19 protein-coding genes are annotated in these 21,289 nt (G+C 71.4%); 12 read left to right on the top strand and 7 right to left on the bottom strand.

What is annotated here, in order from left to right:
* Positions 1 to 66: 66 nt before the first annotated feature.
* Positions 67 to 570 (top strand): hypothetical protein, encoded by a 504-nt coding sequence (locus AB0M70_RS20665; protein ID WP_365821411.1) that lies wholly within the window; start codon positions 67 to 69, stop codon positions 568 to 570.
* 115 nt (positions 571 to 685) lie between these two features.
* Complete coding sequence (gene purU / locus AB0M70_RS20660; RefSeq protein ID WP_365821410.1) at positions 686 to 1,558, top strand: formyltetrahydrofolate deformylase; 873 nt, start codon at positions 686 to 688, stop codon at positions 1,556 to 1,558.
* Positions 1,559 to 1,594: 36 nt separating this feature from the next.
* Here the strand turns inward: purU and AB0M70_RS20655 are convergent, their stop codons facing one another.
* Complete coding sequence (locus AB0M70_RS20655) at positions 1,595 to 2,926, bottom strand: MDMPI N domain containing protein (RefSeq protein ID WP_365821409.1); 1,332 nt, start codon at positions 2,924 to 2,926, stop codon at positions 1,595 to 1,597.
* Positions 2,923 to 3,522 carry a sigma-70 family RNA polymerase sigma factor gene (locus tag AB0M70_RS20650; RefSeq protein WP_365821408.1) on the bottom strand — a complete coding sequence of 200 codons (600 nt, stop codon included), beginning with the start codon at positions 3,520 to 3,522 and terminating at the stop codon, positions 2,923 to 2,925. Before AB0M70_RS20650 ends, AB0M70_RS20655 begins: the two co-directional genes overlap by 4 nt.
* A gap of 247 nt (positions 3,523 to 3,769) precedes the next feature.
* Here AB0M70_RS20650 and AB0M70_RS20645 point away from each other — a divergent pair, with 247 nt between their 5' ends.
* On the top strand, positions 3,770 to 4,144 hold the full coding sequence (locus AB0M70_RS20645; RefSeq protein ID WP_361832242.1) for an STAS domain-containing protein: 375 nt from the start codon (positions 3,770 to 3,772) through the stop codon (positions 4,142 to 4,144).
* A gap of 2 nt (positions 4,145 to 4,146) precedes the next feature.
* Here AB0M70_RS20645 and AB0M70_RS20640 read toward each other — a convergent pair whose 3' ends face one another.
* Positions 4,147 to 6,420 (bottom strand): ABC transporter permease, encoded by a 2,274-nt coding sequence (locus AB0M70_RS20640; protein WP_365821407.1) that lies wholly within the window; start codon positions 6,418 to 6,420, stop codon positions 4,147 to 4,149.
* Positions 6,417 to 7,124 carry an ABC transporter ATP-binding protein gene (locus AB0M70_RS20635; protein ID WP_365821406.1) on the bottom strand — a complete coding sequence of 236 codons (708 nt, stop codon included), beginning with the start codon at positions 7,122 to 7,124 and terminating at the stop codon, positions 6,417 to 6,419. The genes AB0M70_RS20640 and AB0M70_RS20635 overlap by 4 nt, the downstream gene beginning before the upstream one ends.
* Positions 7,125 to 7,392: 268 nt before the next feature.
* Here AB0M70_RS20635 and AB0M70_RS20630 point away from each other — a divergent pair, with 268 nt between their 5' ends.
* Complete coding sequence (locus tag AB0M70_RS20630) at positions 7,393 to 7,905, top strand: EF-hand domain-containing protein (protein ID WP_365821405.1); 513 nt, start codon at positions 7,393 to 7,395, stop codon at positions 7,903 to 7,905.
* 39 nt (positions 7,906 to 7,944) lie between these two features.
* Here AB0M70_RS20630 and AB0M70_RS20625 read toward each other — a convergent pair whose 3' ends face one another.
* Positions 7,945 to 9,525 (bottom strand): AMP-binding protein, encoded by a 1,581-nt coding sequence (locus AB0M70_RS20625; protein ID WP_365821404.1) that lies wholly within the window; start codon positions 9,523 to 9,525, stop codon positions 7,945 to 7,947.
* 173 nt (positions 9,526 to 9,698) lie between these two features.
* Between AB0M70_RS20625 and AB0M70_RS20620 the strand changes: the two genes are divergently transcribed.
* The 4 genes from AB0M70_RS20620 (at position 9,699) to AB0M70_RS20605 (ending at position 13,941) form a co-directional block, all read left to right on the top strand.
* Entirely contained in the window at positions 9,699 to 10,928 is a 1,230-nt protein-coding gene (locus tag AB0M70_RS20620; protein WP_365821403.1) for an amidohydrolase family protein, read from the top strand.
* 1 nt (position 10,929) lies between these two features.
* The gene (locus AB0M70_RS20615) at positions 10,930 to 12,096 is read left to right on the top strand and encodes an acyl-CoA dehydrogenase (protein WP_365821402.1); all 1,167 of its coding nucleotides are present in this window, start codon (positions 10,930 to 10,932) and stop codon (positions 12,094 to 12,096) included.
* Between the two features lie 8 nt (positions 12,097 to 12,104).
* Positions 12,105 to 12,995 (top strand): acyl-CoA dehydrogenase family protein, encoded by an 891-nt coding sequence (locus AB0M70_RS20610; RefSeq protein WP_365821401.1) that lies wholly within the window; start codon positions 12,105 to 12,107, stop codon positions 12,993 to 12,995.
* 442 nt (positions 12,996 to 13,437) lie between these two features.
* Positions 13,438 to 13,941, top strand: a complete 504-nt coding sequence (locus AB0M70_RS20605) for an ATP-binding protein (protein ID WP_365821400.1) — start codon at positions 13,438 to 13,440, stop codon at positions 13,939 to 13,941.
* Positions 13,942 to 14,334: 393 nt separating this feature from the next.
* Here the strand turns inward: AB0M70_RS20605 and AB0M70_RS20600 are convergent, their stop codons facing one another.
* Positions 14,335 to 15,255 carry a cyclase family protein gene (locus AB0M70_RS20600; protein WP_365821558.1) on the bottom strand — a complete coding sequence of 307 codons (921 nt, stop codon included), beginning with the start codon at positions 15,253 to 15,255 and terminating at the stop codon, positions 14,335 to 14,337.
* Positions 15,256 to 15,414: 159 nt separating this feature from the next.
* Between AB0M70_RS20600 and AB0M70_RS20595 the strand changes: the two genes are divergently transcribed.
* The 3 genes from AB0M70_RS20595 to AB0M70_RS20585 are packed head-to-tail and all read left to right on the top strand — an operon-like array spanning position 15,415 to position 18,706.
* On the top strand, positions 15,415 to 16,326 hold the full coding sequence (locus AB0M70_RS20595; protein WP_365821399.1) for an SDR family NAD(P)-dependent oxidoreductase: 912 nt from the start codon (positions 15,415 to 15,417) through the stop codon (positions 16,324 to 16,326).
* Positions 16,327 to 16,334: 8 nt separating this feature from the next.
* Positions 16,335 to 17,639 (top strand): acyl-CoA dehydrogenase family protein, encoded by a 1,305-nt coding sequence (locus AB0M70_RS20590; RefSeq protein WP_365821398.1) that lies wholly within the window; start codon positions 16,335 to 16,337, stop codon positions 17,637 to 17,639.
* Entirely contained in the window at positions 17,636 to 18,706 is a 1,071-nt protein-coding gene (locus AB0M70_RS20585; protein ID WP_365821397.1) for a Zn-dependent alcohol dehydrogenase, read from the top strand. Before AB0M70_RS20590 ends, AB0M70_RS20585 begins: the two co-directional genes overlap by 4 nt.
* Before the next feature lie 144 nt (positions 18,707 to 18,850).
* On the opposite strand, the gene AB0M70_RS20580 is transcribed toward AB0M70_RS20585, so the two are convergent.
* Entirely contained in the window at positions 18,851 to 19,876 is a 1,026-nt protein-coding gene (locus tag AB0M70_RS20580; protein WP_365821396.1) for a helix-turn-helix domain-containing protein, read from the bottom strand.
* A 59-nt stretch (positions 19,877 to 19,935) separates the two neighbouring features.
* On the opposite strand from AB0M70_RS20580, the gene AB0M70_RS20575 reads away from it, so the two are divergent.
* Positions 19,936 to 21,276 (top strand): MFS transporter, encoded by a 1,341-nt coding sequence (locus tag AB0M70_RS20575; RefSeq protein ID WP_365821395.1) that lies wholly within the window; start codon positions 19,936 to 19,938, stop codon positions 21,274 to 21,276.
* The last annotated feature ends 13 nt before the right edge of the window (positions 21,277 to 21,289 follow it).

Below are 21,289 nucleotides of genomic sequence, written 5' to 3'. Positions count from 1 at the left end.
CGCATGGTGACAAGAAGGTGAATGACAGGGGCCGATTCGGCTGCGTCGAGGGGGAACGTACGATCGATGACCGTGCAAGGTTCGGAGAACTCTTCCCGTCGTGGCCGTCGCTCAAGCACCATGGGCGGCATGCCAACGAACGACATGCCATGGTGGCGCTGGCGCAGCAACGTGCGCTCGGCTCTTCACATGCTCTCCGACCCGGGGTTCCAGCGTGAGTGCTGGCTCGCCGGGCGCGAGGAGTACGGGGACGTGACCGACGCCGTGTACCGCCTGGTCGAGGACACGTGGCTCGACAACTGGTCCGCCGAGAAGTACGTCGGGACGATCTTCCGTGACGCGGAGGAGGCGGCCCTGGTCGACACCGCGGTGCTGCGGGTCCTGCGGATCATGCACGAGGTGGGGCCGGACGCGCTGGTGTCCGCCTATCTCGACCACCCGGGATGGCCGGATGCGGTCCGCGCCGCGCGCGAGGCCCATGTGCGGCTCGCCGTGAGCGACGGCGAGGACCCCGACGAGGCTCCCCGGACGCTCGAGGTCCTGCGCATCCTGACCCGCTCGGCGAGCTGACCACTTCCCCGCCCCGCGAGCTGACCACTTCCCCGCCCCGGGCACGAACCTTTCTCCCGTCCGGGGCTTGGACCGTGGTCCCGTGGGGTGCCGCGATTGTGGGAACCTTGGGCGCATGAACGAGAAGGTCCCCGCCCCCGCTGAGCAGTACGCCCTCACCCTCTCCTGCCCGGACAAGCAGGGCATCGTGCACGCCGTGTCGAGTTATCTCTTCATGACCGGCTGCAACATCGAGGACAGCCAGCAGTTCGGTGACCACGACACCGGGCTCTTCTTCATGCGCGTCCACTTCTCGGCGGAGCCGCCGGTGACGGTCGAGAAGCTGCGGGCGAGCTTCGCCGCGATCGGTGACTCCTTCCACATGGACTGGCAGGTGCACCGCGCCGACGACAAGATGCGCGTCGTCCTGCTCGTGTCGAAGTTCGGGCACTGCCTGAACGACCTCCTCTTCCGCTCGCGCATCGGCGCGCTGCCGGTCGAGATCGCCGCGGTCGTCTCGAACCACACGGACTTCGCCGAGCTCGCCGCCTCGTACGACATCCCCTTCCACCACGTCCCGGTGACGAAGGACAACAAGGCGCAGGCCGAGGCGCAGATCCTGGAGCTCGTGCGCGCGGAGAACGTGGAGCTCGTCGTCCTGGCCCGCTACATGCAGGTCCTCTCGGACGACTTCTGCAAGCAGCTCAGCGGCCGGATCATCAACATCCACCACTCCTTCCTGCCGAGCTTCAAGGGCGCGAAGCCGTACCACCAGGCGCACGCGCGCGGTGTGAAGCTGATCGGCGCGACCGCGCACTATGTGACGGCGGACCTCGACGAGGGCCCGATCATCGAGCAGGAGGTCGAGCGCGTCGGCCACGGCGTCACGCCGGACCAGCTGGTCGCGATCGGCCGGGACGTGGAGTGCCAGGCGCTCGCGCGCGCCGTGAAGTGGCACGCCGAGCGCAGGATCCTGCTCAACGGTCACCGCACGGTCGTCTTCGCCTGACCGCCGCGGTCACTGCTTACGGGCCCTGCGCGGGACTCACATCCGGCTCAGTGACGCCGCCGCGAACAGCACGTCCCTGATCGCCTGGCGGTCCCCGACCTGACCCGCAGCCGCCTCCTCCGGAGACACGTGGCCCGCGGCCAGGCGGCAGAACTCGACGCCGTCCAGCGCGACATGGGCCACCTCACGGTCCGCCGACGCGCTTGCGCCGGGGGAGTCGAGCGGGATGAACCATTCTCCGCCGCCCATGCCCTCGACCTCCAGGCGCAGGCTGCGGCCCGGGGCGCCCGCCGCCACCAGGCCGTGCGCCGGGGCCGCGAGTCCCGAGCGGCGGCGCTCGGCGAGCGTGCCGGGGAGCAGCCGGGCGGCGAGGTCGATCATGCGGTGCAGATGGCGCGGCGACGGCGGCTCGTACGGATAGTCGACCGCCTCCGCGATGTCACCGGCGTGGATCCAGCACTCGAAGGCGCGGTCCAGCATGGAGTCCCGCAGCGGCAGTTCGACGCGGCGGCCCTGCTCGTCCGGGGCGCTGTAGGGGACGGTGAGGCCGCCGGAGCCTGAGCCGTGCGGGCCGCCCGCCGTGAAGGACACCGTGCGGATCAGCTCGTGGGACTGCTCGCGCCAGGGCCCGCGCACCGCGCGCGTGGGCGGGAAGTACGAGGCGCGCCAGTACGACTCGGTGCGGTGGCCCGGGTCGGACTGCGGTGGCGCGTCCCTGCCGAGCGGGTCGTCGAGGCCGAGGGCAAGCGCGACCAGGCCGTCGACGGCGAGGAGGTGCGCGATCACCCCGGCCACCGTCGTCTTGCGGCTGACCGGATGGTCCTCGTCGAACCACCGCAGACGCACCGGAGCGTGCCACTCCGAATCACCGATGTCCCTCAGGAGCGCGTCGAGCCGGGCGGTCTCGGCGTCGTACGGAATGGCCCACTCGGGGACCGGGATACGGGGCGGGCGCCGCCCGAGGCAGTTCTCGATGACGCGGTTGCGCAGGCCCGGGTCGAGATCGAGGCTCTCCTCCTGGTGCAGCAGCCCCACCGCGTCGCGCAGCCGCAGCGCCTCCTCCGCGCAGGGGCCGCAGTGCCCCAGGTGCACCTCGACGGCGAGGGCTTCGTCGACCGAGCAGGCGGCGAGCGCCCAGGCCCCGAGCAGGGACTTCAGGACCCGGTGGTCGAGGGCGAGCGGAGGGTCGGGCAGCGGGTGGCCCGTGTCCTCTATGGAGGCGCGGGGCAGCGGTATGCGGGGCGGCCGGCGGGAGTTCCCGTCACCGGGACTGTCCGCGCCACCGGGACCGCTGGGCCCGCCCGCACCGCCGCCGTTCTCCGGGAGGTCCGGTTCCTCGAAGGGGTCCTGCCGGCCGGGCCCCTTCACAGCGCTCTCCCGTACCCGGGCCGGGCCCCTGGCGCGGGGTGCGGCTCCGCGGGGCCCGCCGCGTCGTTCGCGGTGGAGAGCAGCTGGAGGCCGAGACGGAGGCGGCGGCGCGCCTCGTCCTCCGTCACGCCGAGGTCGGCCGCCGTCTGGCGGTAGTCGCGCCGCTGGAAGTAGGCGAGCTCCAGGGCGGCACGCAGCGGGGCGGGCATGGCCGTGACGATGTAGTCCGCGCGGGCGGCGGCCGAGGCGCGGCGGACCTTGCGCTCCAGGTCCTCCGCGGTTCCTTCGCCGCCGCGGGCCAGGGCGGCGGACTCGGTCTGGCGCAGCCGCCGGACGGCCCGCTGGTGGGTGAGCGTGGCGACCCAGGAGCGCAGGGGGCCCTGCTTCGGGTCGTACGCGTCGGGGTTCTCCCAGATGTGGGCGAAGACCTCGCGGGTTATGCGGTCGGCGGCGTCCTCGTCACCGAGCACGCGGTGGGCGAGGCCGTGCACGAGCGAGGCGAAGTGGTCGTACAACTCGCCGAGCGCGGCCGCCTCCCCGTGCGCCAGCCGCTGCTGCATGCGGCGGTCCCAGCGGCGCGGCGCGTCCTTCGCCATGCGACCCCCTCTGCGCGTGCCGTTTGTTGCTCTTCTCTTGAAACCCTCTGTCGAATGTAGTCGCCACCACGGACAACGCACTCCCTTTGCGGCAAAGTACGCATGCCCCCGGCCTCCGATGATAGGGAGCGGAGGCCCTGGTGTTTCATGGAGAGGAGCTGGGGCAGCCGCGACGTAGGAAGCGTAGGGAAGGCTTCCGCATCGGCGAGCTACGAGCGAGCGGTATCAGCGAGCGAGAGGCGTGCGAGTGACGCTGCAGGTGGCCGTGGACGAGCAGGACGGCTGGGCCGTCCTGCGGGTGTCCGGCGAGATGGACCTCGTGACCTCGCCTGTCGTGCGCCAGCGGGTGCACGACGCCGTGGCCGACGGCCGGCACAGCCTCGTCCTCGACCTCTCCGACGTGCTGTTCTGCGATTCCAGCGGCGTCGGCGTGCTGATCGCCACCCGCCGCCTCTTCCGCTCCTGCCAGGGCCGACTGCGCCTGATACTGCCCGCCAAGGGCGCCGAGGACGGCTCCCACGTGAACCGCGTCCTCGCGGCCCTCGGCGTACGCAGGCTCTTCGAGGTCTTCCCGGACGTCGCGGCAGCGGTGGACGACGAGGCGATCCCCCTCTCCGCCTGAGCTCAGTCCCGCCGGATCAGCTCCGGGTCGATGCGCCGCCCCACCAGCGGCAGCGTCCCCACGACCGCCAGGACGAGCACCCCTGCCATGGCCGCGACCAGCAGCGGAACCCCGGCCCCGTCCCAGAAGATCTCGCCGCCGCCGGTGACCAGATAGGCGGACTCCGCCAGCTTCCCCGCGACGAGGGCGAGCAGCAGGCCCACGGCCAGCGGCAGGACGACCTGCGTGCACTGCACGAGACGCAGAGTGCGGGCCCGCGCGCCGATCAAGGAGAGCGCCGTGACCTGGGGGCGGCGCTCCACGGCTCGGTCGGTGACGGAGACCAGGAACGCCGCGACACCGATGACGAGGCCCATCACCATGCCGAGCGCGAGCAGCGTCTCGATCACGGTGATCTGCTGGAGGCCGTCGATGTTGATGCCCGCCGGGTCGACGTCCGCCGTGGGCGCGACGGCGCCGATGTGGTCCAGGACGTCGCGTACGGTGCCGGGCTCCGAGCCGCTCGTGAGGACCAGCGTGGCCGCGGCGGGCAGGGCGTGCGCCGGGAGCTCTGAGGGCGGCACCAGGAGGCCGGGGCTCGGCAGGTTGGTGACCTCGTACCCGTCGAACAGGACGGTGGCGCTCGGCACCTTCACCTTCAGCGAGGTCCGCTTGCCGTCCTGCTGCTTCAGCACGTACGTCGAGGCCTTGAGCGGAGACTCGGACACGTTCGGGTCCTGGAGCCGGAGCACCTTGCCGTCCTCGCAGCCCGCCGAGTGCTCCACCAGCTTCGCGAGCTGTGCGCAGGTGGCGACCAGGGCGGGGGCCTGCCAGTCGCCGCCCTCCTTGGCCGGGTCGGTGCGCGGCTCCATCACGATCGCGTCAGCGCGTACCCCGGGGATGTTCCGCAATTTCCCCTGCTGCTCCTCGCTGAGCTGCGAGAGCCGCAGGCCGTACTCCTGGACGGGCGAGTCGGAGCGGGTGATCTGCTGCTCCTCCACCAGGACGCCCTGGGCGAGCGACGCCGAGAACACCAGCAGGACGAGTCCCGTGACCACGCGCATCGCGCTGCCCGGCTCGACCTCGTTGCGGCGCATGGCCAGGCTCAGGGCGAGGTTGCCGGAGCGGGCGAGGCGCGTGGCGATGCCGTACGAGAGCAGCGGCATGACCAGCACCAGGCCGAGCCCGGTGAGGAGGACGCCACCGGGAACCAGAAGGGAGTTGATGCCGGTGCTCTGCGCGGGGTTGTCGGTGAGGCCGGTCGCGCAGTAGCCGATGACGATGCCCAGCCCGGTGACCAGCAGCAGGCCGCCCCAGACGCGGGGCGCGCGCGGGGCTGCGGTGCGCCGGGTGCTCAGCGGGTTGGTGGCCGCCGCGCGGGCGCTCGCCCGGCCCACGAACCAGGAGAGCGCGGTGCAGCCGATCAGGCAGACGGCGACGGTGGACGCGGAGAGCGCGCCGTCGGCCGGGTACCACTTGAGGCCCGGTAGCCCGGTCCGCGCCATGATCTGGTTCAGGAGCCAGAACTCGCCGAGCCCGAGCAGCGCCCCCAGGAAGGCGGCGACGACGGTCTCGGCGGCGTTCACGCGTTGCGTGCCCTTGGCGCTCAGGCCGAGGAGGCGCAGCGCGGCGAGCCGGCGGTTGCGGCTGGCGGCGGACAGCTTGGCGCAGACGGAGAGGAAGACGCCGAGGGGCAGCAGCACGAGGGCGGCGAGGGTGAAGCGCAGGATGTCGAGGGTGGACTTCTCCACGGCCGTGGTGGGCGGGTGTTCGGAGCCGAAGCTCTTCAACGCGCGTGCGTCGTCGGCGAGGTCGGACCTCGTGGTGCCGACGTAGGCGTAGAGCTCGTTCGGGTCGGTCAGGCCGGAGGGTCCGATCAGGCCCTTCTCCTCACCGGGGAGCAGCCCCTTCAGGCCGGGCTCGCGGCGGAGCTGAGCGTGCAGGGCGGGGGAGACGTACACCTCGCCGGCAGCGGGGAGTCCGCTCAGCCCGGGTGGAGGCTGCACCCTGTCGGCATCCTTGCCGGGGGCGAGGAAGACGCGGCTGAACGGCTTCGAGCCGTGCGGGTCGGTGCGCTCCAGGACGAGGGTGGGTTGCCCAGACCGCTGACCGGCGAAGACCTGGGGGTCGCGGTCGGCGGCCCGTCCGTCGTGGGCGCCCAGGATCGAGGGGATCGTCAGGACGAGCGCGAGGCAGCAGACCCCGAGGGAGCCGCCGAGGGTCATCAGCAGGAAACGTACGCGGGTGCCGCGCCCGGAGCCGAAGAGCAGCCGCAGGCCGAGCAGGAACTCGCTCATGCGGACGCGCCCTTCGCGGTGAGCACTCCGTCGGCCATGGAGTAGTTGCGGTCGGCCTGGGCGGCGACCGTGGGATCGTGCGTGACGAGCAGGACGGAGGTCCCCTGTGAACGGGCGAGGCCCAGGAACTCCTTGAGGACGGTGGCGGCGTTGGCGCTGTCGAGCGAGCCGGTGGGCTCGTCGGCGAAGACGACCGCGGGCCGGTGCACCAAGGCCCGCGCCACGGCGACGCGCTGGCTCTGCCCGCCCGACACCTGCGAGGGCCTGCGCTCGCGCAGGTCGGCGATCCCCAGCCGGTCTAGTACCTCGGCGGCGGCCTTGAGCGCGGGGCGCTTGCGCTGTCCGGCCAGACGCAGCGGCAGCGCGGTGTTCTCCTCGATGGTCAGCTCGGGGAGCAGCTCGCCGTACTGGAAGACGAAGCCGAAACGCTCGCGGCGCAACGCGCTGATGCCCTCGTCGTCGAGCTCGCCGTACGCCCGCCCCTCGAACCGCACCTCACCGCGCGCGGCCGGCAGCACACCGGCGAGGCAGTACAGCAGCGAGGACTTCCCGGAGCCGCTCGCCCCGGTGATCGCCGCGATCTCACCCCGCGCCAGCGACAGATGGGCATCACGGACGGCGGAAGTGGAGCCGTAGGAAAGGTCGACTCCCGTGGCGCTGAGAACTTCTGACGTGCTGCTCGACGTACTGATCGCTTCCCCCAAGAAGACGAAGGGCCCGGAGCGGGGGTCCGGGCCCGGTGTGCATGCGTAACAGCATGCCAACCGGGAAGTTTGAATCACGGAGTCAAGGGAGACCCAAAAGATCACCAAGGGTGGGCTCCTGGTACAACCTCTCTTGTCCCGGTCTTGGCACAAGCGTCGGCTTCCGGCCTCCGGGCGGTCGCCGAACACGTACGCTCGCTGCCAGAGACACCCAGGGGACCCCCTGTGCACACGCACCCAACCGCAGAAGTGAGGCGGCCCGAACACCATGGACAGTGCCGAGTACGAGCGTAAGATCGCGGCCCGTTTCGCCAGCTTTGATCAGGACGGCAACGGCTACATCTCCCGTGAGGACTTCAGCACGGCGACCGCCGCCCTGCTCAGCGAGTTCGGCGCCACGGCACGCTCCGAGAAGGGGCAGGCCCTCTACATCGGGGCCGAGGCCTTCTGGCAGGGCATGGCCGGGATCGCCGACCGTGACGGTGACCAGCGGATCACCAAGCCGGAGTTCGTGGGCGGCGCGGTCAAGCGGCTGCGGGACAACCCGGCCCGGTTCGCGGAGATCGCGCGGCCGTTCCTGGACGCCGTGATCTCGGTCGCGGACGGCGACGCCGACGGCGCGGTCAGCCCGCAGGAGGTCGAGCGCGTGCTCAAGGCCCTCGGCGTCCCGGCGGACGTCGCGAGCGCCGCGGGCGGCTCGCTCGACACCGACGGGGACGGGCGTGTGACGGAGGAAGAGATCGTCGCGGCGTTCTCGGCGTACTTCACGGTCCCTGAGTGAGCCACCCGCTGAGCCACCCGCCGCTGAGCCACCCGCCGCTCAGCGCGCGAACCGCTCCCTCAGCTTGTACTTGAGCACTTTGCGCAGCGTCTCGTTGCGGGGGAGTGCCTCCACCAGCTCCAGTTGCTCCGGCAGCTTGTACGTGGAGAGCCCTTCCCCGCGCAGATACGCCGTCAGGGAGTCGAGCGTCAGGTCCTCGGCCTCGTGGTCCCCCGGCCGGCGCTCGATCACCGCGCAGACCCGCTCGCCCCGTTCGGGGTCCGGAAGGCCGATCACCGCCGCGTCGCCGACGGCCGGATGCCGGTGCAGCAGATCCTCGATCTCCTTCGCGGAGATGTTCTCGCCCTTGCGGATGATGATGTCCTTGGCCCGGCCGGTCAGGACCAGGTGTCCTGTCGGCCGCAGGTGCCCCAGGTCGCCCGTGATCAGGAAGCCGTCCGCGTCGAAGACCCCCGCGCTCTGTTCGGGGTCCAGATAGCCCTGGCAGACCGCCTCCCCGCGCAGCCGCACGTCCCCGTCGATCCCGGCCGGCACCTCCTTGCCCTCGGCGTCCGTGATCCGGATCTCCATGCCCTCCGGCGGCTTTCCCTCCGTCGTGGCCAGGTTCTCCGCCGTGTCGTCCGGCGCGCCCATGGTGATCATCGGCACCTCGGTCATGCCGTACCCGTGGGTCAGTTGGCAGCCCATCTCGCGTACGACGGCATGATAGATCTCCGGCGGCTTCGGCGCGCCGCCGCCCGCCAGGAGCCGCAGGGTCGGGATGAGCCGCTCGCCCGGCGCCAGCTTGCGCTGCTCGGCGAGGAACATCGAGTAGAACGCGGTCGAACCGCCCGCCACGGTCACGCCGTGCCGCCGGTAGCCGTCGAGCGCGTCGGGCAGCGCGAAGGTCTCGAACATCACCGCGGGGAAGCCGTACAGGAGCAGCATCACCGTGTAGTCGGGGCCCGCGATGTGCGCGAAGGGGAACGCCATCGAGCCGATGTCGTCCGCGGAGAGGTGCAGCGCGTGCGCGAGGCACGAGCCGCCCGCGATGAGTGAACGGTCCGTGTGCAGCACGCCCTTGGGGTCGGACGTCGTGCCCGACGTCCAGTAGATCCAGCGCACCGACGTGCCGTCCGAGGGCGGCGGGGGCAGCGTGGACGGGTCGCCGTCGGGCAGGTCGTCGTCCGCGTACGCCTCGAAGACGCCCCGCGCGCCGAGCCGCCGCGCCATCTCGGTGTGGTCGAAGCCGCGCCACACGCCCGGCACGGCGAAGAACTCCGCCTTCGACTCCCGTAGCGCGAAGCCGACTTCGCGGTCGCGGTAGAAGGGGATGACCGGTGACTGGACGGCTCCGATGCGGGCGAGCGCGAAGGAGAGCAGGGCGGTCTCGATGCGGGTGGGCAGCTGCCAGGCGACCACGGTGCCGGGGCGCACGCCCCTCGCGTACAGGCCCGCGGCCACCCGCTCGGCACGCTCGCGCAGCTCGCCGAAGGTCAGGGTCCGGTCGTCGGCGGCGTCGGGCGCGGCCTGGATGAGGACGGGCGCCTCGGGAGTGAGCCGGGCGCGCCGTTCGATGAGCTCCCAGAGGGTGCGGGACGCCCCCAGCTCGTACGCGGTCTCGTTCTCCGAGGTCCTCATGCGATCCCCTCACGGCAGCACGGGAACTGACGGCCAGTCAGATCGTGCCGAGAGCGTAAGCCTCACCGCCTTGTCGGTCCAGGGGTGCGCGGCTAGCCTGCTATCTGACGGGTCATCAGATAGCCCGGAGGGACCGGAGAGATGACCGGAGGCCCCTTGAAAGGCAGGACACCATGACCGACCTTCCCCGGATCGTCAGCGTCGACGACCACGTGATCGAGCCCCCGCATCTCTTCGACACCTGGCTGCCCGCCCGATACCGCGACCGCGGCCCCAAGCCCCTCACCGCCGGCATCGGCGAACTCGCCTACGTGGCCGGCAAGTACCAGATCACGATGGACCCGGACGGCCCGCCCACCGACTGGTGGATCTACGAGGACCTCAAGTTCCCGTACAAGCGGAACATCGCGGCGGTCGGCTTCGACCGCGACGACATGACCCTTGAGGGAATCACCCGGGCCGAGATGCGCCGCGGCTGCTGGGACCCTGCCGAACGCCTCAAGGACATGGACCTGAACCACGTCGAGGCGTCCCTCTGCTTCCCCACCTTCCCCCGGTTCTGCGGCCAGACCTTCGCCGAGGCGCACGACAAGGAGGTCGCCCTTGCCTGCGTGCGCGCCTACAACGACTGGATGGTCGAGGAGTGGTGCGGCGACAGCGGCGGCCGCCTCATCCCGCTCTGCATCATCCCCCTGTGGGACATCGACCTCGCCGTCGCCGAGATCAAGCGGAATGCCGCGCGCGGCGTCAGGGCGGTCACCTTCTCCGAGATCCCCACCTATCTGGGACTGCCCTCGATCCACTCCGGCTACTGGGACCCGTTCTTCGCGATCTGCCAGGAGACCGGCACGGTCGTCAACATGCACATCGGGTCGAGCTCCCAGATGCCCGCCGCCTCCCCCGACGCCCCGCCCGCCGTCCAGGCCGCGCTCTCCTTCAACAACGCGATGGCCTCCATGATGGACTTCCTCTTCAGCGGGGTCCTCGTCAAGTTCCCCGCCCTCAAACTCGCCTACAGCGAGGGCCAGATGGGCTGGATCCCGTACGCCCTCGAACGCGCCGACGACGTGTGGGAGGAGCACCGCGCCTGGGGCGGCGTCCGCGACCTGATCCCCGAGCCGCCCTCCACGTACTACTACCGGCAGATGTTCTGCTGCTTCTTCCGCGACAAGCACGGCGTCGCCTCGCTCGACGTCGTCGGCCGCGACAACGCCACCTTCGAGACCGACTACCCGCACGTCGACTCGACCTTCCCCCACACCAAGGAAGTCGCCCTCGACCACGTCAAGGGCCTCGACGACGAGACCATCTACAAACTGATGCGCGGCAACGCCATCCGCATGCTCGGCCTCGACCTGGACCGCGACCTGGACCGCGACCTGGGCCAGGACAAGCGGGCCTGACGTGGACCTCACCTACACGCAGGAGGAGGAATCCTTCCGGGCGGGCCTGCGCGAGTGGCTCGACCGCACCCTTCCCCAACTGCCGCCGCGCCCCGACCCGTTGGACTGGCCGGGACGCCGGGCGTACGACATGGGATGGCAGCGCAGGCTGTACGACGCCGGATACGCGGGCCTGCACTGGCCCGTCGACGCGGGCGGCCGAGGAGCCACCCCCACCCAGCACCTGATCTTCCTGGAGGAGACCGAGAAGGCGGGCGCCCCCTACGTCGGCGCGAACTTCGTCGGCCTGCTGCACGCGGGCCCGACCATCGCCTCCGAAGGGACCGCCGAACAGCGGGCCCGGTGGCTGCCGCCCGTGCTGTGCGGCGACGAGGTGTGGTGCCAGGGGTTCAGCGAACCCGACGCGGGCTCCGACCTCGCGTCGCTGCGCACGCGCGCGTGGCGGGACGGCGACGACTACGTGGTGAGCGGTTCCAAGATCTGGACCTCGCACGCGGAGGTCGCCGACTGGTGCGAGCTGCTCGTGCGGACGACGCCGGTCAGCGAGGACGTGCCCAAGCACCGCGGCATCTCCTGGCTCGCGATGCCGATGGACGCCCCCGGCATCACCGTCCGCCCCCTGCGCACGCTCGCCGGATCGACCGAGTTCGCCGAGGTGTTCCTCGACGAGGTGCGGGTGCCGGTCGCCAACCGCGTCGGCGCCGAGAACGACGGCTGGCGCGTGACGATGGTGACGCTGTCCTACGAACGCGGGACGGCCTTCGTGGGGGAGGTCGTCGCCTGCCGCCGGGTCCTTGCCGAGCTGGCCCGCGAGGCCCGCAAGAACGGCCGCTGGGACGACGCGGTGCTCCGGCGCAGGCTCGGCAGGCTCAGCGCCGAGTTCGGGGCGCTGTGGCGGCTCACGCAGTGGAACGTCAGCGAGTCCCAGCGGGCAGGGACCGGCGTGCCGGGCATCGGCGGCTCCGTCTTCAAGCTGTGCTACTCGCACGCACGCCAGGAGCTGTACGAGGCGGCCGGCGAGGTCCTCGGGCCCGGCGCGCTGGACCTCGGCCACGAGTGGACCCTGGACCGGCTCTCCTCGCTCTCGTACACGATCGCCGCCGGGACCTCGCAGATCCAGCAGAACATCGTGGCCGAGCGGATACTCGGCCTCCCGAAGGGGCGGTGAGGGCACGCGTGGACTTCCAACTCACGGAAGATCAAGTGGCGTTGCGGGGCGGGGTGCGCGAGGTACTGGAGGGGCGGTTCGACGGGGCCGCGTTGCGGGAGGCCGCGGACTCCGGGGCGCCCTCGCTGGACCGGGCCCTGTGGCGGGAGCTCGGGGACGCCGGGTTCTTCGCGCTGCGGGTGCCGGAGGCGGAGGGCGGGGTCGGACTCGGACTGCCCGAAGCGGTCCTGGCGTTCGAGGAGGCGGGGCGCGCGCTGCTCCCCGGGCCGCTTGTGGCCACGTTCCTCGCGGCGCCCGACGTCCAGGGAGCCGCCCAGGGGACGACCGTGGTGACGGCCGTGTCCGGCGGCCTCGTCCCCTGGCTCGACGCGGCGGACGTGGTCCACGGCGATGCCTCCGGGGCCCTGCCACTGCGGTCGGTGGACCCGCTGACGCCGCTGCACCGGGTGCCGGGTGAACGGACGGACGGTGCGGCGGCCTCGGAGGACCCAGCGGCCTCGGAGGCTGACCTGCTGCTCGCCGCGGAACAGCTCGGCAGCGCGGGCCGGACCTGCGAGATGGCGGTCCGGTATGCCCGAGAACGTACCCAATTCGGGCGTTCCATCGGGTCCTTCCAGGCCGTCAAGCACCTCTGCGCACAGATGCTCGTCCGCACGGAGCTCGCCCGCGCCGCCGTGTACGCGGCGTCGGTCACCGGTGACGCCACGGAGATCGCGGCGGCCAAGCTGCTCGCCGACGACGCGGCGGTACGCGGCGCGCGCGACTGCCTCCAGGTGCACGGCGGAATGGGCTTCACCTGGGAGGCCGACGTACACCTGCATCTGAAGCGGGCCTGGGTGCGGGCCGGCCTCGGGCAGTCGGCCGCGCGGGCCGAGGAGGAGCTGGCGGCGGCCCTGTGAGCCCGAATGGACGCGCAGAGTGATCGACTTGTGAAGTTCCCGAAGTGGGGGGAGGCTACTGAGCGTCGATATCCGAGCGTCGATACCGGGTTGTGTCCTATGCGTGACTCGTCACGGCATGGAGTCGGGCTTCCGCTCCGGTACCTTGTGTCAGATGCGAGTGGTTCTGAGGTCGAGCCATGCCGGTGTTGCCCCTGAGGCGGCGCCGGAGCCGACAATGCATGCCGCTCGCAGTGCAGGAAGGGGCTTCATGCCCACCTGTTCGACCCCCCGCAGCGCGCGTCGCACAGTATGCCGCACGCGTACTCCTTCGCGCTGGAATATGCCTGAAGCGCTTGTTGGGGTGACTGAACGTCAACCATGCTGTCTCTCAAGGGGATCACGTTCCGTGACCCCGTGGAGTCGCGAGGCGATGTGTCCGCCGGTTCGGATGGTGTGAGCGGTGCAGGTGCTTCAAGTTCAGCTGGAGGTCAGGCCCGACCCCGCAGAGGTGGGGCGGGCCCGGAGGTGGGCGCGTTCACGGCTCGCCGGTTCCGGGATAGGGGTCGACGAGCCGCTGGCCGAGACGCTGATCCTGCTGATCTCGGAGCTGGTCACCAACGCGGTCGTGCACACGGGCTGTCCGGCCGTGCTGCGCATGCGGCTCCCCGACCTCCCGGACGTGCCCGACGAAGCCGCGCACGCGGGAGCGGGCACGGCGGCGGGCACGGTCAGGGTCGAGGTCGCCGACGCCAGCGCGCGTCCGCCCAAGCAGCGGCACGCCGACGGCGACGCCACCAATGGCCGGGGCCTGGAACTCGTCGACGGCCTCGCCGACCGCTGGGGCTGGCAGGCCGAGGGTGCGGGAAAGAGCATCTGGTGCGAGGTGGACCGGTGCGAGCCGGGGGTCGCGGCGGTCGCGTTCGACGGGACGACCTACGAGGACGTGGCGTACGAGGCGGTCTGAGCCCCGCCACGTAGCCCTGCCTGACGGTCCGGAGCCCCGCACGGTGGCCCCGGGCGCCCGCATGCGCCGTCACGTGCCACGATGCGCGGCCGTGCGCGGCCGGTACATAAGCGGCATAATTCATTAATCACCGGACGGGTGTTGACGTACCGTGTCCGATTGATCACGCTTGTGTGCAGCGATTCGCCGCGAGGGGACGTCGAGGGACGGTGACCTGTGACCCGGACCTCGGCGAGATGTGAGTCGCCGTCGGCGTCGGTCCCTTCGTGGCCGAGTAGGGCAGGACCGGGGCGCCGGAGCCGGATGGCGGCGCGCGGCAACGCGTTCGGGGCGAGAGCCGCAGCGCCGCCATCCGAAGGCTCAGGACCCGCTCACGACCCGCTCAGGACCCGCTCACAACACCGCGACCGGCGCGACCGGCGTCCCCGTGCCGCCGACGAACGGCTCGGGCATCGCGGAGAGAAGGAAGCTGTAGCGGGAAACTTCTGCACAGGCTGTGGACAACTTTTCCAGATTCCAGTTCTGGCCCTGCAGCATTCCCATCTCCACCAGGTCGAGCGCGTGTACGGGCAGCCAGAGGTTCTCGATCTCCGGCGGGAAGATCTCGAAGGTGAGGGTGTCGTTCGCGACCGCCGCGACATCCCGCGCGTGGAACCACTCGGGGGTGCGCACCGAGAGCCCGGGGGACGGATACCCGTAGGCGTGCTTGTCGCCCGCCAGATACGTCTGGATCTGGCCGGTGCGTACGAGGACGATGTCGCCGGCACGGACGGTGAGCCCCGCGAACTCCTCGGCCTCCGCCAGATCTTCGGGGGTGACCGCGTGATCGCCGGGCAGCCGGTCCACACCCTTGGCGCGGGCGACGTCAAGGAGCACACCCCGCGAGACCAGGTGCGGCACCTTGTCGATGCCGCTGAACTGCGCGCGGGTGTGGGCGGTGATGGTGTCCGCCGGGCGGCCGTTGTAGATCTTTCCCGAGTGCGACACGTGGGTGAGCGCGTCCCAGTGGGTGGCCGCCTGCAGGCCCATCGTGACGGCGTCGTCACTGGTGGCGACGGTGCCGGGGCCGAAGAGCTCCTGGTTGATCTGCACCATCGCGTGCAGGGGGTTGGCCCGGCCGGGTATCAGGCCCGTCTGGACGCCGTCCTCCTTGAGGGGTAGCGCGAGCGCGACGCGGCGGCCGGTGCGGATGGACGCGGCGGCCTCGCGGACGACTGCGTCGGTGATGAGGTTGAGCGTGCCGATCTCGTCGTCGGCACCCCAACGGCCCCAGTTGTTCACGCGTTTGGCGATGTCGAAGAACTCGGGCGGCAGGGCTGATCGCGGGGTTGATTCGGTCGGCTGCGCGGCGCCTGTGGATGCCGGGCCGGTCGGTGCCGAGTCTGACATGGGTCCTCCGCGGGTCTTGTCTTCAGGTATCTGACGGGTCATAGAATCTAACGGTCCGTCAGAAATCGCGGGAAGGGGCCGGACGTGGGGAACTTCTTGGCAGGCAAGGTGGTGGCCGTGACCGGTGCCGGGCGCGGCATCGGCAGAGCGGTCGCGCTCGCCGCCGCGGCCGAGGGGGCGAAGGTCGTCGTGAACGACTTCGGCGTCTCCATGGAGGGCGCAGAACCGACCAGCGAGATAGCCGACGGCGTGGTCAAGGAGATCCAGGCGGCGGGCGGCGAAGCTGTGGCCGTCGCCGACGACATCTCCACCATGGCGGGCGGGCAGCGGATCGTCGACATCGCGCTCGCCGAGTACGGGCGCATCGACGGCGTGGTCTGCGTCGCCGGGATCCTGCGCGAGCGGATGCTGTTCAACATGTCCGAGCAGGAGTGGGACCCGGTGGTCGCCACGCACCTGAAGGGCACGTTCACCGTCTTCAGGGCCGCGTCGGCGGTCATGCGCAAGCAGGGCACGGGCACGCTGATCGGCTTCACCAGCGGCAACCACCAGGGCTCCGTGGCGCAGGCCAACTACAGCGCGGCCAAGGGCGGCATCATCTCGCTGGTGCGCAGCGCCGCCCTCGGCCTGAACAAGTACGGCGTGACGGCCAACGCGGTGGCTCCCGTCGCGCGCACGCGGATGTCGGCCAACGTGCCCATGGAGCTGAAGGAGATCGGGGAGCCGGAGGACGTGGCCGCGCTGGTCACGTATCTGCTGAGCGAGCGGGCCCGGGAGGAGAAGATCACCGGGCAGGTCTACACGGTCGCCGGGCCGAAGATCGCCGTATGGGCCCAGCCCCGTGAGTTGCGTGCCGGGTATGTCGAGGGCGGCTGGACCCCGGAGAAGATCGCCGACTTCCTGCCGGGGACGGTGGGGGTCGACCCGATGCCGATGCTGGCCCAGCTGGAGGCGATGGCGAAGGCCGCGGCCGCCAAAGACCGGCCGAACGCGTAGGCCGGGCGGTGGAGTTCGGATTCGGCCCGCGGGACGAGGAGTTCCGGGCGGAGGCACGGGCGTGGCTCGACGAGCACCTGACGGGGGTGTTCGCCGGGGCGACGGGGCGTGGCGGGCCCGGCAGCGAGCATGAGGGGGCGGCGGAAAGGCGCGCCTGGGAGCGGGAGTTGGGGCGGGGTGGGTGGATTGGCCTGGGGTGGGATGCGGGGGAGCGTGAGGGTGCGGGCTCGGGGGGCGGCTCGGGTTCGGGGGCGGGGGCTGGCCCGGGGTCGGGGACTGGTTCGGGGTCGGGTCGTGGTGCGTACGGGAACAGGCGGGCGACGCTGACCCAGCAGGTCGTCTGGGCCGAGGAGTACGCGCGCGTGCGGGCGCCCGGCCGCTACGGCCACATCGGCGAGAACCTGCTGGCCCCCACCCTCCTGGCCTACGGCACACAGGAGCAGCGGGACGAGTTCCTGCCGCCCATCGCGCGCGGCGAGGCGCTGTGGTGCCAGGGCTACAGCGAGCCCGGGGCCGGGTCGGACCTGGCGGGGCTGCGGACGTCGGCGGTGCGGGACGGCGAGGTGTACCGCGTCACCGGGCAGAAGATCTGGACCTCCCTCGCGCACGAGGCGGACTGGTGCTTCGTCCTCGCGCGGACGGAGGCGGGGTCCGCCGGGCACCGCGGAATCTCCTTCCTGCTGGTGCCGATGGACCAGCCGGGGCGCGTCGAGGTGCGGCCCGTACGGCAGTTGACGGGCACGAGCGAGTTCAACGAGGTGTTCTTCGACGGAGCGATCGCGCGGGCCTCGCACGTGGTGGGCGGCGCCGGCAACGGGTGGCGCGTCGCCATGGGCCTGCTCGGCTTCGAGCGAGGCGTCTCCACGCTCGTGCAGCAGATCGGCTTCGCGGAGGAACTGGGAGGCGTCCTCCGGGAGGCCGTCGCGAGCGGCGCCGTGGCAGACCCCGTGCTGCGGGACCGGCTCGTACGGCAGTGGGCGGAGTTGCGGGTCATGCGGTGGAACGCGCTGCGTACGTTGGGGAGTTCGGGCGGCGTCGGTAACGGCACGGGCGCGGGTGCGGGCGCGCCGAGTGTGGCCAAGCTGCTGTGGGGCGGGTGGCATCAGCGGTTGGGCGAGCTGGCCATGGCGGTGCGGGGAGCCGCGGGGGCGGTCGGCCCGGGGGACTGGAGCGAAGACGCACCCTACGAACTCGACGCGCTGCAGCGGCTCTTCCTCTTCACACGGGCCGACACCATCTATGGCGGCTCGGACGAGATTCAGCGGAACATCATCGCCGAGCGCGTGCTCGGCCTGCCGAGGGAGTCGCGATGAGGGGTGTCGTTTTCGACAGGAGCAGGGCCGAGGGGAGCAGGGTCGAGGTCGTCGACGACCTCGAGATACGGGACCCGGGGCCGGGGGAGGTGCTGGTCGGCGTCAAGGCCGCGGGCCTGTGCCACAGCGATCTGTCGGTGATCGACGGGACGATTCCCTTCCCCTCGCCGGTGGTGCTCGGGCACGAAGGGGCGGGGGTGGTGGAGGCGGTCGGCGCCGGGGTGACCCATGTGGCGGCCGGTGACCACGTCGCCCTGTCGACCATCGCGAGCTGCGGGGCGTGCGGGGAGTGCAACCGGGGGCGGCCGACCATGTGCCGGCGGGCGATCGGGATGCCGGACCAGCCGTTCTCGCGGGGCGGCGAACCCATCTACCAGTTCGCGGCGAACTCCGCGTTCGCGGAACGCACGGTGGTCAAGGCCGTGCAGGCCGTGAAGATCCCGGAGGACATTCCGCTGACGTCGGCCGCGCTGATCGGCTGCGGGGTGGTGACGGGGGTGGGCGCCGCGCTGAACCGGGCGAAGGTCGACCGCGGGGACAGCGTCGTGGTGATCGGTACCGGTGGCATCGGCCTGAACGTGCTCCAGGGGGCGAGGATCGCCGGTGCGACGCGGATCGTGGCGGTCGACGCGAACCCCGCGAAGGAGCCGGTGGCACGGCAGTTCGGCGCGACGCACTTCTTCTCGTCGGCGACAGCGGACGGCGTGAAGGAACTGCTGCCGACGGGGGCGGACCACGTCTTCGAGTGCGTGGGCCGGGTCGAGCTGATCCGGCAGGCGATCGACCTCCTGGACCGGCACGGTCAGGCGATCCTCCTCGGGGTGCCGCCGGCCACGGCCGAGGCGTCATTCCTGGTGTCGTCCCTGTTCCTGGACAAGTCGATCCTGGGCTGCCGCTACGGCTCGGCCCGCCCCCAACGGGACTTCGCCCTCTACGCGGAGCTGTACCGGGCGGGGCGCCTACTGCTGGACGAGCTGGTGACGGAGACGTACCCGGTGGAGGACTTCGCGAAGGCGGTGGGGGACGCGGAGGCGGGGCGGGTGGCGCGGGGGGTGCTGACGTTCTGAGGGGGGTTGGTCTTTGCGTGCACGAGAGGTCTGTTAGTTGGGGGTTTTTAGTTGGGGTCTGTTCGTTCGGGTGGTGCTGCGGGGTGATCGGTTGAGTGGGCGGGGCAGGCTTGTTCGGTAAGGGGACGACAGGCGCCCGGGGGCTCACCGCCCGGGCCCGGCCAGCGCCCCCGCGCGGAACGTCCGGCGGTAGGCGGTGGGCGTCACCCCCAGAGCCGCCTGCAAGTGCCCCCGCATGGACTGCGCCGTACCGAAGCCCGCGTCCCGCGCGATCCGGTCCACGGAGAGATCGCTCGACTCCAGGAGGTGGCGGGCCCGCTCGACCCGCTGCTGGGCGAGCCACTGGCCGGGGCTGATGCCCACCTCCTCGCGGAAACGGCGCGTGAAAGTGCGTACGGACATGGATTCCTGGTCCGCCATGTCACGGAGCTGGATCGGCTCGTGGAGGCGGGCGAGGGCCCACGCCCGAGCGGACGTCGTCGTCGCGAACTGGGGCTCGGGGACCGGGCGTTCGATGTACTGGGCCTGGCCTCCGTCCCGGTGCGGCGGCACCACCGTACGGCGCGCGACATCATTGGCGACCGCCGATCCGTGGTCGCCGCGCACGACATGGAGGCAGAGGTCGAGGCCCGCCGCCACACCCGCCGAGGTGAGCACGTCACCGTCGTCGATGAAGAGCACCTCCGGGTCCACCGTGATCCGCGGGAAGAGCCGCTGGAAGTGCTCCGCCGACGCCCAGTGCGTCGTCGCCGTGCGGCCGTCGAGATAGCCCGCGGCGGCCAGGACGTACCCGCCCGTGCAGATGGAGATCATGCGGGTGCCCGGCCGGATGTGGGCCAGGGCCGACGCCAGTTCGCCGGTCAGGCGGCCTTCCTCGTAGACCGGGCCGAGCTCGTACGACGCGGGGATCACGACCGTGTCGGCCGTGGCCAGGACCTGCGGGCCGTTCTCCACGAGGATCGAGAAGTCGGCGTCCGTACGCACCGGGCCCGGCTCGCGGACGGAGGCGGTCAGGACCTCGTACAGAAGCGCGCCGTCAGCGTTCCGCGCGCGGCCGAAGATCCGCTGCGGGATGCCGAACTCGAAGGGGATGACGCCGTCCAGGGCCAGGACCACCACGCGGTGACGCGCGGCGGCAGGCGCTCCGGGGACGCTGGTGGCTGAGGTCATGGCCCGATCCTAGCCAATGCTGTCCTTCGGGCCACTCGTTCGGGCATGGTCGTGTCCCGATGCTGGTTGTCGTGACCCAGACAGACGTGAATCAGGCGGTCGAGCCGCCCCTGGAGGTGCTGCAGAGGCGCCGCCGCCGTATCCACCGGGCGTGGTTCGTCGCCGCCGTTACCTTCGTGACGATCATCGGCGCCGCCGCCTTCCGCTCCCTGCCGGGCCTGCTCATCGACCCGCTGCACGACGAGTTCCACTGGTCACGCGGCACGATCGGCCTCGCGGTCTCCATCAACCTCGCGCTGTACGGGCTCACCGCGCCGTTCGCCGCCGCGCTGATGGACCGCTTCGGCATCCGCAGGGTCGTCGCCGTCGCGCTCGTCGTGATCGCGCTCGGCTCCGGCCTCACCGTGTGGATGCAGCACGCCTGGCAGCTCCTTCTGTGCTGGGGGCTGCTCGTCGGGCTCGGCTCGGGGTCCATGGCGCTCGCCTTCGCCGCCACCGTCACCAACCGCTGGTTCACGACGCGGCGCGGGCTCGTCACCGGCATCCTGACGGCGGCCTCCGCTTCCGGGCAGCTGATCTTCCTGCCGCTGCTCTCCTGGATGGTGGAGTCGTACAAGTGGCGGCCCGCCGCGGTGACCGTCGCCCTGGCCGCGCTCGCCGTCGTCCCGTTCGTGTGGCTGCTGCTGCGGGACCACCCGGCGGACGTGGGCCTGAAGCCGTACGGATCCGCTGAGTTCGTGGAGAAGCCGCCGCCCGCTACGGGGGCCGCGCGGCGGGCGGTCACCGTGCTGTTCAAGGCGGCCCGCACCGGGCCGTTCTGGCTGCTCGCCGGGACCTTCGCCATCTGCGGCGCCTCGACGAACGGCCTGATCCAGACGCACTTCGTGCCCGCCGCGCACGACGAACACATGCCGGTCAGGGTGGCCGCGTCACTCCTCGCCGTCATCGGCGTCTTCGACGTCGTGGGCACGATCGCCTCGGGCTGGTTCACGGACCGCTTCGACGCGCGCCGGCTCCTTGCCGTGTACTACGCGCTGCGCGGCATCTCGCTCCTCTTCCTGCCGCTGCTGCTCGCGCCGACCGTGCACCCGCCGATGATCTTCTTCATCGTCTTCTACGGCCTCGACTGGGTGGCGACCGTGCCACCGACCCTGGCCCTGTGCCGCGAGCAGTACGGCGACGACAGTGCCATCGTCTTCGGCTGGGTACTCGCCTCGCACCAGGTGGGAGCCGCGCTCGTGGCCGTCATCGGAGGCGTCGTGCGCGATGCCTTCGGGTCGTACGACGTGATGTGGATCGCCTCGGGGGCGCTGTGCGCGGCGGCGGCGCTGATGGCGCTGGTGATCCGGCGGGCCGGGGACGAGGAGAAGGTGGCGGGGCCGGGGGCCGCGCTCACGTAGCGGACGGGCCGAA

The organism is Streptomyces sp. NPDC051214 (genome assembly GCF_040682375.1).
GTDB lineage: Bacteria > Actinomycetota > Actinomycetes > Streptomycetales > Streptomycetaceae > Streptomyces.
The sequence above is the reverse complement of the archived record's forward strand: the minus strand, read 5'-3'. Positions and strand labels throughout refer to the sequence as shown.